Source organism: Companilactobacillus paralimentarius DSM 13238 = JCM 10415 (assembly GCF_001434985.1).
Classification (GTDB): Bacteria; Bacillota; Bacilli; order Lactobacillales; family Lactobacillaceae; genus Companilactobacillus; species Companilactobacillus paralimentarius.
Map to the genome: position 1 here is coordinate 1 of NZ_AZES01000017.1, position 12,816 is coordinate 12,816.

General features: G+C 35.2%; 14 protein-coding genes. 13 read left to right on the top strand and 1 reads right to left on the bottom strand.

Translation table 11 applies throughout. The features are described from left to right. Positions 1–92: 92 nt before the first annotated feature. Complete coding sequence (locus FD33_RS12380) at positions 93–218, bottom strand: DUF4044 domain-containing protein (protein ID WP_371125782.1); 126 nt, start codon at positions 216–218, stop codon at positions 93–95. 234 nt (positions 219–452) lie between these two features. On the opposite strand from FD33_RS12380, the gene mraZ reads away from it, so the two are divergent. The 13 genes from mraZ (at position 453) to FD33_RS01545 (ending at position 12,802) form a co-directional block, all read left to right on the top strand. Next, entirely contained in the window at positions 453–884 is a 432-nt protein-coding gene (mraZ, locus tag FD33_RS01485; RefSeq protein WP_025084747.1) for a division/cell wall cluster transcriptional repressor MraZ, read from the top strand. Further along, complete coding sequence (rsmH, locus tag FD33_RS01490; RefSeq protein ID WP_025084746.1) at positions 874–1,824, top strand: 16S rRNA (cytosine(1402)-N(4))-methyltransferase RsmH; 951 nt, start codon at positions 874–876, stop codon at positions 1,822–1,824. Before mraZ ends, rsmH begins: the two co-directional genes overlap by 11 nt. A gap of 12 nt (positions 1,825–1,836) precedes the next feature. Further along, on the top strand, positions 1,837–2,202 hold the full coding sequence (gene ftsL / locus FD33_RS01495) for a cell division protein FtsL (protein WP_056955694.1): 366 nt from the start codon (positions 1,837–1,839) through the stop codon (positions 2,200–2,202). Then, entirely contained in the window at positions 2,199–4,367 is a 2,169-nt protein-coding gene (locus tag FD33_RS01500; protein WP_034543890.1) for a penicillin-binding transpeptidase domain-containing protein, read from the top strand. Before ftsL ends, FD33_RS01500 begins: the two co-directional genes overlap by 4 nt. 15 nt (positions 4,368–4,382) lie before the next feature. Next, the gene (mraY, locus tag FD33_RS01505; protein WP_025084743.1) at positions 4,383–5,348 is read left to right on the top strand and encodes a phospho-N-acetylmuramoyl-pentapeptide-transferase; all 966 of its coding nucleotides are present in this window, start codon (positions 4,383–4,385) and stop codon (positions 5,346–5,348) included. Positions 5,349–5,364: 16 nt separating this feature from the next. Beyond that, on the top strand, positions 5,365–6,738 hold the full coding sequence (gene murD, locus FD33_RS01510) for a UDP-N-acetylmuramoyl-L-alanine--D-glutamate ligase (protein ID WP_025084742.1): 1,374 nt from the start codon (positions 5,365–5,367) through the stop codon (positions 6,736–6,738). A gap of 9 nt (positions 6,739–6,747) precedes the next feature. Next, positions 6,748–7,848: an undecaprenyldiphospho-muramoylpentapeptide beta-N-acetylglucosaminyltransferase gene (murG, locus tag FD33_RS01515; protein WP_025084741.1), complete on the top strand. Its 1,101-nt coding sequence runs from the start codon at positions 6,748–6,750 to the stop codon at positions 7,846–7,848. Positions 7,849–7,865: 17 nt separating this feature from the next. Continuing rightward, the gene (locus FD33_RS01520) at positions 7,866–8,567 is read left to right on the top strand and encodes a cell division protein FtsQ/DivIB (protein WP_158136972.1); all 702 of its coding nucleotides are present in this window, start codon (positions 7,866–7,868) and stop codon (positions 8,565–8,567) included. A 76-nt stretch (positions 8,568–8,643) separates the two neighbouring features. After that, on the top strand, positions 8,644–10,005 hold the full coding sequence (gene ftsA / locus FD33_RS01525; protein ID WP_025084739.1) for a cell division protein FtsA: 1,362 nt from the start codon (positions 8,644–8,646) through the stop codon (positions 10,003–10,005). 44 nt (positions 10,006–10,049) lie between these two features. Continuing rightward, complete coding sequence (gene ftsZ, locus FD33_RS01530; RefSeq protein ID WP_025084738.1) at positions 10,050–11,300, top strand: cell division protein FtsZ; 1,251 nt, start codon at positions 10,050–10,052, stop codon at positions 11,298–11,300. A 14-nt stretch (positions 11,301–11,314) separates the two neighbouring features. After that, a complete protein-coding gene (locus tag FD33_RS01535; RefSeq protein ID WP_025084737.1) occupies positions 11,315–11,722 on the top strand; it encodes a cell division protein SepF in 408 nt (135 codons plus the stop codon). A 16-nt stretch (positions 11,723–11,738) separates the two neighbouring features. Further along, entirely contained in the window at positions 11,739–12,008 is a 270-nt protein-coding gene (locus tag FD33_RS01540) for a YggT family protein (protein ID WP_025084736.1), read from the top strand. Continuing rightward, entirely contained in the window at positions 12,008–12,802 is a 795-nt protein-coding gene (locus FD33_RS01545; protein WP_025084735.1) for a YlmH family RNA-binding protein, read from the top strand. The genes FD33_RS01540 and FD33_RS01545 overlap by 1 nt, the downstream gene beginning before the upstream one ends. Positions 12,803–12,816 lie beyond the last annotated feature (14 nt).

A 12,816-nucleotide genomic window follows, 5' to 3' on the forward strand; every position in this document is an offset into this window, starting at 1 on the left:
AGTGATGTTCTTTTTTTATTTTCTAGAGATTAAAAAACTGGTATTGATTATTCATCGATACCAGAAAGTATAGAACCCTTTTTTTGCGTTCTTTAGATAAAACTCATAATTGAACCGAGAACAACGCCACCAATTGTGACAATAATCATCAACCAAACGACAATTTGAATAATTTTAGTTAATGTGCTTTTAGGTTTCTTTTCGTCCAAAACTTCCACCACCTAATTTATATATAGTGAAATGGTACTTCACAAAGGAAATTTATGCAATATTGTAATGGTTTTCTCTTTTACTTTTGGGAAAACTCCCCACCCTTATAAATGTATGATTACCAACCGTTTACAAGTTTTTTAACTACTTTAGACTGATTGTCAAATATCGTGTGGTTAATTGTGGTTAATTGTGGTGATTTGTGGTAAATTAGGAAGTGTTAAAGAATCGAGGTGATATCCATGTTCATGGGTGAATTTCATCACACACTTGATAATAAAGGTAGAATTATTGTGCCTGCTAAATTTAGAAAATTGCTTGGTGATGAGTTCGTAATAACTCGTGGAATGGATGGTTGCCTTTTTGGTTACCCGCTGGAGCAGTGGAATAAGCTTGAAGCGCAGTTGGATAAGTTACCACTGACCAAGAAGGATGCAAGAGCCTTCACTCGATTCTTTTATTCTGCAGCTGCAGAGGTTGAATTTGACAAACAAGGTCGGATTAATCTTTCGACTTCGTTAATTAAATTTGCTAAGTTAAATAAGAATTGTGTAATCGTAGGTGTTTCTGATCGTATTGAAATATGGGATGAGGAATGCTGGAATAAATTTAGCCAAGAGGCTGAAGATAATTTTGAAGAAATATCGGAGAAAATGACAGACTTTGACTTCTAACGAATATAAACATAAAACAGTACTTTTAAAAGAAACAATTGATGAGGTAAATCCACATGATAATGGTATTTATGTAGACGCTACCTTTGGCCGTGGAGGGCACAGTAAAGAATTATTGAGCCGCATGCATCATAGCCATCTTTATGTTTTTGATCGCGATGAGGCCGCCATTAAAGTCGGTGAGAGTATTCAAAATGATCCAGCTATCATTGGCGATAATACGTTGACGTTAATACGTGATAATTTTGAAAATATGCAAGAACGTTTGTTGGATTTGGGCGTTACTGAGGTAGATGGGATTGTTTACGATTTAGGAGTTTCGTCTCCACAATTTGATGATGCAGTCAGAGGATTCAGTTATAAGAAGGCTGCTCGTCTTGACATGAGAATGGATCAAAGACAAGACTTAGATGCAGAGAAAATTGTTAACGACTGGTCTTATAGTGAACTAGTTGGTATTTTCTATAAATACAGTGATGAAAAATTTTCTAAACAGATTGCTCGTGCTATTGAACGAACACGTGAGGACCATCGTATAACTTCTACATTGGAATTAGCGGATATTATCAAAAATGCTATTCCTGCAGCAGCTAGAAGAACAGGTGGTCACCCTGCTAAACGTGTCTTTCAAGCAATTAGAATTGCAGTAAATGATGAATTGGGTTCTCTTGAGAGATCCTTAGATCAAGCAATTAAATTGTTGGCACCAAAGGGCAGAATAAGCGTTATAACTTTTCAATCAAAAGAAGACAGAATTGTAAAACATATTTTTAAGGATAATTCACACGTTGATGTTCCCCGCGGATTACCTGTTATTCCAGATGACATTAAACCAGTTTTGAAACAGATAACACGGAAACCAATTCTGCCTAATGATAAGGAATTAGCTGAAAATAATCGGGCACATAGTGCTAAATTACGCGTTGTTGAAAAGATATAATGGAGAAATAATATGAGAGAAGAAAGTACGGCTAGAAATTTACAAGACTATCAAGTTGCTCCACAGCCCGAGAAGGTTGTTCAAGCAGCTCCCAAGGTACATAGTGTTAAACTGTCAAAATTTGAGACTTTTTCTATTGTAGGTCTCTTTCTTTTAACGTTGGTACTAATGGTAGCTTTAGTTAGTATAAAAGTTTCGATGACTTCTTCTCAAAATGAGTTAGATAGTCTTACTAATCAAATCTCTAAGACTAATACGAGTAATGTTAATTTAAGACAAGAAATTTCTGAATTAAGCAGTTTTGATCGGTTCTCTTCTTTCGCTAAGAAGCATAATTTAAAAATGAGCGATAATAATGTAAGGAATATATCAAAATGAGTAAGTTCGGAAAACTATTAAAAAATAAGGCAAGACGCAATCATTATATAGTTGGTATATTAATTTTGATTGTGACTGCCTTTTCTTTTATCCTTTTTATCCAAAGATTTGCTTATATCTCTGTAAGTAAACAATATGATGGAGTAAATCTAGAAAAAAGAACTAAAGCTAAATATGAAAAAGTAACAAAGGTTAATGCTAAACGTGGTGATATCCTTGATGTTAATGGTGATATGATTGCGGGAGATTCAACGATTTATAATATTTATGCAATTGTAAATCATAAGTCTAAAACAGCCACAGGTAAGGCTGATTATGTAGTTGATAAGGAAAAGACTGCTAGGATGCTGAGTAAGTATTTACCACTCTCTGAAAAGCAATTAGTTAAATATTTAACTCCTCAAAATAAGAAACAATATCAAGTAGAATTTGGACAAGCTGGACGTAATCTATCAATTGAAATCAAGCGTAAAATTGCAGCTCAGAAGTTACCTGGAATTCATTTCGTAGAATTTCCATCAAGGTCTTATCCTAATGGTGTTTTTGCTACTAATTTAGTTGGTATTACTAAAGCTGATAATGCTAATGATCAAAATAGCAATATTAGTGGTGTGATGGGAGTTGAAAAATACTTCAACAAATTGCTATCTGGTCAAGATGGTAAGAAGATTACTAAGGTTGACTTTAATGGTAATGAATTACCTAATTCTCAAGTAAATGAGAAGCAATCGATCGATGGATCGAATGTTTATTTGACTTTGAATAGTAAAATTCAGCAATATGCTGAGATTTTGGCTCAAGAAGCTGCCGATAAATATGAACCTAAGAATTTACAAGTTTTAGTTATGAACGCTAAAACCGGTGCGATTGAAGCAGCAACACAACGTCCAACTTTTAATCCGACAACTGGTAAGGGCCTAGCTAATAGTTGGCGTGATACTTTAGTTGAGGACCAATTTGAACCGGGTTCTGTCATGAAAATTTTGACTTTATCGGCATCAATTGATTCTGGTAATTATGATCCAGATGAATTGTACAAATCTGGTTCCGTTGAAGTAGGCGGAAGAACAATCAGTGATTGGAATAATGCTGGCTGGGGTTATATACCTTTGTCAGAGGCTTTTCCAAGATCATCTAATGTTGGAATGGTTAAATTGGAACAGAAGATGGGATCGAAAACGTGGATGAAGTATATGCGTCGTTTCGATATTGGTGACAAAACTAACATTCCATTGCCAGGAGAAGTAGCTGGAGGTATTTCGTTCCAACATACTAGTGATCAAGCGATGACTTCATTTGGACAAAGTGTCAATGTAAATACGATTCAAATGTTGCAAGCATTTTCGGCAATTGCTAATGGTGGGAAAATGATTAAACCACAGATAGTTCAAAAGGTTGTTAATACTAATACTGGTAAAACAACACAGAGCTTTAAACGAAAAGTGGTTGGACAGCCGATTAAAAAGAGTACGGCTAAACAAGTTCAAAAGGCTATGCGTCAAGTTGTTACAAAGAACTATGGTACAGGTCTTGTTTATAACATTCCTGGTATCAAGGTTGGAGTAAAAACTGGTACAGCACAAATTGCTTCACCAAATGGTGGTTATTTGACAGGTAATAATAATTATATTTTTTCAGTCACAGGGATGATTCCTTATAATGATCCTAATTATATTGTTTATATAACAATGAGACAGCCACAGAAGATGACTGAGTCGCCTGAAAAAATCTTATCTGAAGTCTTTAATCCATTAGTTAAACGTTTGGTAAATCAAGGTAAATCACAAACAAATACTACTCAGGCAGGCAATCAATATGTTAAAGTTCCAAGTCTGTTAGATAAATCGACTAATGATGCCTTGAGTAAGATCAGTGATCTTAAGTTACAATCGGGTGTTATTGGTACTGGTAATAAGGTCGTTCAACAACTACCTGCAAGTGGTGAGAAGGTAATGCCAGGACAAAGAATGGTCTTATTGACTAATGGTGCCATGACGATGCCAGATCTCACAGGGTGGTCAAAAAACGACGTTTTGAAGTTTGCTGAGATTACTGGTAAACAAGTCACAACCAAAGGCGATGGATATGTTATCAAACAATCGGTCAGCTCTGGTCATGTGATAAATGACAGTGGTAAAATTGTAGTTACATTGAAAAACAAATAAAATAAGGGGATTTTCATGGAAATTAGTCATATAGTTTTCGACATAGTTAGTTCATTTGTAATTGTGGCAATCTTAATGCCATTTCTGATTGGCTACTTAGTTGCACATAAAGAAGGTCAATCAATTCGTGAGGAAGGGCCTAAATGGCATGAGAAAAAGTCTGGTACACCAACGATGGGTGGACTTTTAGTTATTTTAGCTGCTTTGGTTACAAATATTTGGGTTGGTGCTTGGCAAGGCCAGCTCACTCATTCACTTTTAATTACAACCTTTGTTATTGTTCTTTATGGATGCATTGGTTTTATTGATGATTTCATCAAAGTTTTCAAAAAGAGAAATCTTGGACTTAGAGCTTGGCAGAAAGCACTTTTACAAATAATTGTTGGGATAATATTCTTATATGTTTATAATGGCGATCAATTGCCAATGAATTTTACTATTCCTGGTGTTTTGTCAATTGATTCAGCTGTAATTTTTATTTTGTTTACACTTTTCTGGTTGGTAGGATTCTCTAATGCTACTAATTTGACTGATGGTTTGGATGGACTATTAGGTGGTTTAGGAACGATTTCTTATGCTACATATGGAATTATTGCTTTAAACCAAAATCGTGCTGATATTGCGATTGTCTGTTTCTCAGTTGTAGGTGCCTTATTAGCTTTCCTATTGTTCAATCACAAACCAGCTAAGATCTTCATGGGTGATGTTGGTTCATTAGCTTTAGGTGCTGGTTTAGCAGCAATCTCAATTCTTTTGGGCCATTATTGGTCACTATTGTTGATTGGTTTCGTTTATGTAGTTGAAACTATGAGTGTTATGCTTCAAGTCTTTTCATTCAAAGTTTTCCATCGTCGTATTTTTAAGATGACACCAATTCATCACCATTTCGAGATGTTGGGATGGAGTGAATGGAAGATTGATATCGTATTCTGGATTGTTGGTTTGATTTGTTCTGCAATTTATTTAATTTTATTCGTATAGGAAGTAAAAAATAATAATGAAAACAAAAAGTAATTATTCAAATAAAAAAATCTTAGTTTTAGGTTTAGCCAAGAGTGGCTTTGCAGTTGCTAAACTTTTGAAAAAGATGGGATCAGATGTAACAGTTGTGGACTCTAATCCATTGGAAAAGAATGCTGAAGCAAAAGCATTGATTGATGATGGTTTTAAAGTTATTACAGGAAGTAATGATAAGAATTTGATTGATGATTCTTATGATTACTTAGTGAAGAATCCTGGAATATTTTATTCAAATGAGCTAGTTGAACGTGCCGAAGAATTGAATATACCCGTTATTACAGAACCAGAAATAGCTTACAGTTATTCAGATGCTACTATGGTTGCCGTAACTGGTACTAATGGTAAAACTACTGTTACGACTTTAATTCAATTGATGTTGAAACATTCGCCTAAATTTGAAAATTCATATTATGCTGGTAACATTGGTATTCCTATTTCTGATGTTATTCAAAAAGCTACTAAAAATGATGTCGTAGTGACTGAGTTATCAAGTTTTCAACTTCAAGGAACAATCGACCTACATCCACATGTGGCAGTATTAAATAATATCTATTCAACACATTTAGATTTTCACAAGAATCGTGCCAACTACATTAAAGCTAAGATGCATATCACCAAGAACCAAACTAAGAATGATTACTTTGTTATTAATTGGAATACTGATGAGTGGCGTAAATTAGCTGAGCAATCAAATGCTACTATTGTGCCATTTTCAGATAATCAAGAGCTTACTAGTGGCACTTATGTCAAGGATGACGTCATTTATTGCAACGGTGAGAAGATCATGAATGCTGATGAAATCCAAATTCCCGGAGAACATAATGTGCAAAATGCCCTAGCGGCAATTAGTGTTGCTAAAATGTATGATGTTTCAAATGAGGATATTGTTGAGGTTCTATCATCATTTACTGGTGTCAAGCATAGAATACAATATGTCGATACTTTCGGTGGACATAAATTTTATAATGATTCCAAAGCAACTAATGTTGAAGCAACTATCGTGGCTTTAACGGCCTTTAAAAAGCCTATTACTTTGATAGCTGGTGGACTTGATCGTGGTAATGGCTTTGATGAATTGATTCCTTCTCTTAAAGGAAAAGTTAACAACTTAGTAGTTTACGGTCAAACTGCTGATAAAGTTATTGCATCCGCTGAAAAGGCTGACGTTTCTAATATTGTAAAAGTAAATAATCTTAAAGAAGCTGTTCCTGAAGCCTATAAACAAAGTGATGCTGGTGATGTAATTTTGCTTTCACCCGCTGCTGCTAGTTGGGATCAATTTAAGACCTTCGAACAACGTGGAGACCAATTTATTCAAGAAGTTGAAACTTTAAAGGGAGAAGTTAAATAGATGACAAAAATGCGTATAATCGTATCCGGCGGTGGAACGGGCGGCCATATTTATCCAGCAATGGCTTTAATTAAACGCCTCAAGGAAAGAGACATGATTGAGGATGTTTTATACGTTGGAACTGAAAAAGGACTAGAAAGCAAGATAGTTAAGAATGCTGGAATTGACTTTAAGACAATTGAAATTCGTGGTTTCAAACGTAAATTGACACTTGAGAATGTTAAAGTTGTTGAACTCTTTTTATCCAGCATTCGTAAATCAAAGAAAATTATCAAGGAATTCAAGCCCGATATTGTTGTAGGGACAGGTGGATATGTTTCAAGTGCTATTGTCTATGCAGCACATACCATGCATATTCCTACAGTTATACATGAGCAGAATACTATTGCTGGTGTAACAAATAAATTCTTAGCACATTTTGTTGATAAAATTGCCATTGCCTTTCCAGATGCAGTTGATCAATTCAGTGAAAAGAAAAAATTAGTATTTGCTGGTAACCCCAGAGCTCAAGAAGTCGTTAATATTCAAAAGAACGATCGTTTAAAAGAATTCAATTTAGCAGATGATAAACCAACTGTTATGATTTTTGGTGGTTCTAGAGGTGCAAAGCCGATTAATTTGGCAGCAATCGCCGCAATGGACAAGTTTGCGGCAGCTAATTATCAAGTTTTATTTGTTACTGGACGAGTACATTATGATAATGTGGTCGAAAAAATCGATTCTAAGTACCTAATGAGTGCAAATATTTCAGTATTACCATATATTGATAATATGCCAGAAATTCTTCCTGACATTAATTTGATTGTTGGTCGTAGTGGTGCGACAAGTATTGCTGAAATAACTGCCTTAGGTATTCCTGCAATTTTTATTCCAAGTCCGTATGTAACGCATGATCATCAAACAAAAAATGCATTATCCGTTTCAAACGTCGGTGCTGCTAAGTTGATTCCTGAGTCAGATCTTACTCCAGAATCTCTTTTCCAAGAAATTAATGAGATTATGAGTAGCAAATCGATTCAAGAGAAAATGTCCGATAAATCTAAAAAAATCGGTGTTCCCGATGCAGCTGATCGCTTGATAAAGGTTTTAACCGACTTGGTAAATAAGTAGTATAAGGATTGATGTTGATGGCATTAAAAAAAAGAATTAGGATAAGTAAAAATGGATTGATATTTCTAATAGTTTTTATCATAATTATTATTGCTTATTTTGGTTCGCCTTTGAGTAAAGTTAGAAATATTAATGTTGAAGGTGTTAATGATTTAGGTGCACAACAGGTTATCAATGCAACTAAGATAGATGATAATTCGGTGCTGTTGGATCTTTTGATACATCACAAATCAATTACAGAAAAAACTGAAAAAAAATTACCATCTATTAAGTCAATGTCAATTAAGACAAGAAATATGCGAGATATAACGATACAGGTTAAAGAGTATTCAACATTAGGGTTCATCAATAAAAATGGCTATTATTACCGTATCATCAATGATGGTCATGTGATAAATCAGAAAATGAGTGCTCCAATTGGTAATTATCCAACATATAGTAATTTTGGAACTAAACGTTTAAAACAAATTGCTAATTTATATGCTGAATTACCAAGTAACGTACAAACAAATATTTCAGAAATCTATAATTCACCGACTAAATTAAATCCATATCGAATTAAAATTGATATGAATGATGGTAATAAAGTTATTGCAGATATGAGAACTGTTAAAACTAAATTAAAATATTATCCAGGTATGGCTGCCCAAATGAAAAAGAAGGGCGTTATAGATTTGGAGATAGGAGCCTATTCTTATCCCTTTAAAGATAAGAAATAGGTTTAATCTAATCGTTTTTGTGTTAAAATTTTTTAGTGAATAGATTTTTTCTAGGTAAGGGAGGCTGCCACGATTAATGGACAATTCAGAGTTTTTTGTAGGTCTTGATATTGGTACAAATTCAGTAAAAGTAGTGGTTGCTGAATCGTCAGATGACAGATTAAGTGTTGTTGGCGTAGGAAGCGAACGATCACAAGGAGTTAGCCGTGGCGTTATAGTCGATATTGATAAGGCCGCAGGTGCAATAAGACGGGCTGTTAAGCGGGCCGAAACGCAAGCAAATATCACAATTCATGACGTTGTAGTCGGTATATCGGCTAATATGTTGCAAATTGAAAAATGTCAGGGAATGATAGCGGTTGGTTCTCAGTCAAAGGAAATTACTGAAAATGATGTCAGACAAGTTATGCTGGCTGCAATGGTTCAAAACTTACCTAGTGAGCGAGAAGTGGTTTCTTTAATTCCCAAACAATTTTCTGTCGATGGGTTTAATAACATTCGTGATCCTCGTGGAATGATTGGTGTACGTCTGGAAATGACGGGAATCATATATACTGCACCAAAAACAATTGTACATAATACGAAAAAGGCCATCCAAAAGGCTGGTCTAAATATTATTCATAAAGTTATTTCTCCAATGGCGTTAAGTCAAGTTGTATTAAACGACGGTGAAAGTGACTTTGGAGCCGTAATTATCGATATGGGTGCTGGTCAAACGACTGCTTCAGTTGTTCACGACCATAACCTCAAATTGTCTACAGTTGATTTTGAAGGTGGAGATTATGTCACTCATGATATTTCGGTAGTTTTGAATACAACAGTAGAAAATGCTAATCAATTAAAACTTTACTATGGTAATGCTTCATCATCTCAAGCATCAACTGAGGAAAATATCAGTGTTGAAGTGGTTGGGAAGAATGAGCCTGAGACAATTTCAGAAGAATATTTGTCTGAAATTATCGAAGCTAGATTGGAACAAATCTTTACTAGATTACAAGCTCCATTAGAGGACGCAGGTGCTTTGTCACTTCCTGGTGGAATTGTATTAACCGGTGGAGTTGCTGCAACACCTAACGTCGAAGAGTTGGCTCGAAAAATTTTCAATGTTAAGGTGAGAAGCTATGTTCCAACACAAATGGGAATGAGATATCCTTCATACTCGTTGGGCTTAGGCTTAGTAACCTATGCTTCTAGGCTGAATGATATTGGGGTTATTGCTGACAATGTCGTTAATGGTGCAACTATTGGCCACAATACGTCGCAGCAATCACAGCCTCAACCTCAACCACAGCAACCTGTTCAAACACCGGTTAATCCAACAGTGCGAGAACAACCACAAACTCAAGAACCTAAAGCCACTGATGAGGAAACTTCTAAGCCCGATGAGACTAAGAAGACATCGAAGCTTAAGGACTTTTGGAGTAAGTTTTTTGATTAATAAAAATAAATTAAATTCAATTTTGAACTAGGAGGAACTCCTTAATGGAATATACTTTAGACTCAACCAATAATAAGGGAGCGGTAATTAAGGTTATCGGTGTCGGTGGCGCTGGTGGTAATGCCGTAAATCGAATGGTCGAAGCAGGGATTAAAGGTGTTCAATTCATCACTGCTAATACAGACGTTCAAGCACTAGAAAGCTCTAACGCTGAAACCAAAATTCAATTAGGACCTAAACTAACAAGAGGATTAGGTGCTGGGTCAAATCCCGAGGTTGGACAAAAGGCTGCTCAAGAAAGTGAAGAAGCCATTAAAGAGGCCCTTGAAGGTGCCGATATGATTTTTGTTACTGCCGGAATGGGTGGTGGAACTGGTACTGGTGCTGCTCCAATCGTAGCTAACATTGCTAAGGAAAGTGGTGCTTTGACAGTTGGCGTTGTCACACGTCCATTTGCTTTTGAGGGTGCTAAACGTTCACGTTTTGCTGCTGATGGTATTACAGAACTTAAAAAAGATGTTGATACATTAGTTATTATTTCTAATAGCAAACTATTAGAAATCGTAGATAAGAAGACACCAATGGGTGAGGCATTTAGTATTGCCGATGATGTTTTACGTCAAGGTGTTCAAAGTATCTCTGATTTAATTACATCACCTGGTTTTGTTAACCTTGATTTTGCTGATGTTAAGACTGTTATGTCTGATCAAGGTTCAGCCTTAATGGGTATCGGTACAGCTAATGGCGAAAACAGAATTACTGAAGCAACTAAGAAGGCCATTTCTTCACCATTACTTGAAGTTTCAATTGATGGTGCCAAACAGGTACTTCTTAATATTACTGGTGGTCCAGACTTATCATTGTTTGAAGCTCAAGATGCAGCGCAAATTGTTTCCGAACAAGCTACCTCAGATGTTAATATTATCTTTGGTACTTCAATTGATGATACTTTGGGTGACCAAGTTAAGGTTACTGTAATTGCTACGGGTGTTGAAAGTGAAGATAAGAAGCGTGAACCAGCTAGACGTCCTTTAAATAATCCAAGAGCTGCTTTTAATAATAATCAAAATAAAGCAACTGATAACGCTGAAGAACAATCAGCTAAGCCAAAGGAACAAGCAACTAATAATGATCCATTGGCCGCTTGGGATATTAATCGTGACGCATCTAAACCAAAGGATGTTTCCGGTGAAAAAGGTGATTTTGAAATTTTCCAAAAACCTGAAACTATCGATTTAAGCGATGATGACGATGATTCAACTCCTCCAATCTTTAAACGTCGTAACAATAAATAAAAGGAGATTTTCTTATGGCATTTGAAAAACTAAGCAGTTTTTTTGGAATTAATGACGATGAAGACTTTGAAGAAAAACCAGTCGAAACGCCTCAACCTAAAAAAAATTATTCAAATAATGAAAAGGTCGTATCAATGAGTGCAGCAAGTGAGAGTAGAAGTGCGGTCAATAGTAAGATTGCTATTTATCAACCCAGAGTTTACTCTGACGCAAAGGTTATTGCTAAACAACTTTTGAATAATAAAGCTGTGATCGTTAATTTTAATAATGTCAATGATGAACAATCAAAGAGAATCGTAGATTTCTTAACTGGTACTATCTTTGCTTTAAATGGCGAGATTAAACGTGTTGGGGAAAAAATCTTTCTTTGCACACCACCGAAGTTTGAAATTGATGGAAGTATACCAGACATAAACGAATAGTAAGTCGAGGAAAGATATGGATCGAATTGTAAGTGGACTACCATTTATCATTAGTTGGGCGTTTGAATTGTACGAATTTATTTTATTCGTATATTGCTTGATGTCATTCGTACCAGCTTTATATAACTCTGCTTTTGGAAGATTTGTTGCTTCAATGGTAAATCCATTCTTAAATCTAATCAGAAGAGTCATACCAACAAGTATTGGCCTTTTTGATTTCTCTCCAATAATTGCCATAATATTAATACGATTATTGCAGAAAGTGATTTTTATGATAATTTTATGATGGAAGATAAAAAAGGAGTCATGGGTGGAGGTTATTTTAGACCTGAGGAAAAACCGTTTATTGATAAGATGAGCGATATTTTGTTAAAGGCTCAAACAATGTATACTCCACAATTGACGGATTTTTTAAATTTAAGAGAGCAAACAATTTTAAACAATCTGATTAATAAGTATGATGATTTATTTGTACATTATTTTGGTGGATATGATAGTGCTGAAAGGGTCAGGGGAATAATTGCTCCTGACTATTTTGTGCCTCAGGAATCTGATTATGATATATCCATGTATGAAATTCGGTATCCAGAAAAATTTGCTAATTTACATCACGGACAGATTCTCGGATCGTTGACTGGTTCAGGAATTGACCGTGATCGATTTGGTGACATCATTACTGATGGTGAAAATTGGCAATTTTTTGTTTTCAAATCAATGAGTGATTATATTGAGGAACAAGTTAAGAAAATTGGTCCGTTCAAGGTGCATTTGATGGAAAAGGATTTTCAAGATCTGTTATTACCCAAAGATGATTCAACGGATGAGACAATCAATGTACAATCATTACGTTTGGATACAATCGTCGCTACCGTTTACGATTTATCCAGACAAAATGCTAAAGTGCTGGTAGATCATGGGAAAGTTCAAATAAATTGGGCTGTTAATAAGAATGCTAGTTCATTTATTACAATAACTGATACACTTAGTGTAAGAGGTTTTGGTAGAATAAGAATTAACGACATTATGGGACGATCAAAGAATAATAAATATATTCTGTTCGTAAATGTTATTAAGAAATAATAGGGGCGTGAAGT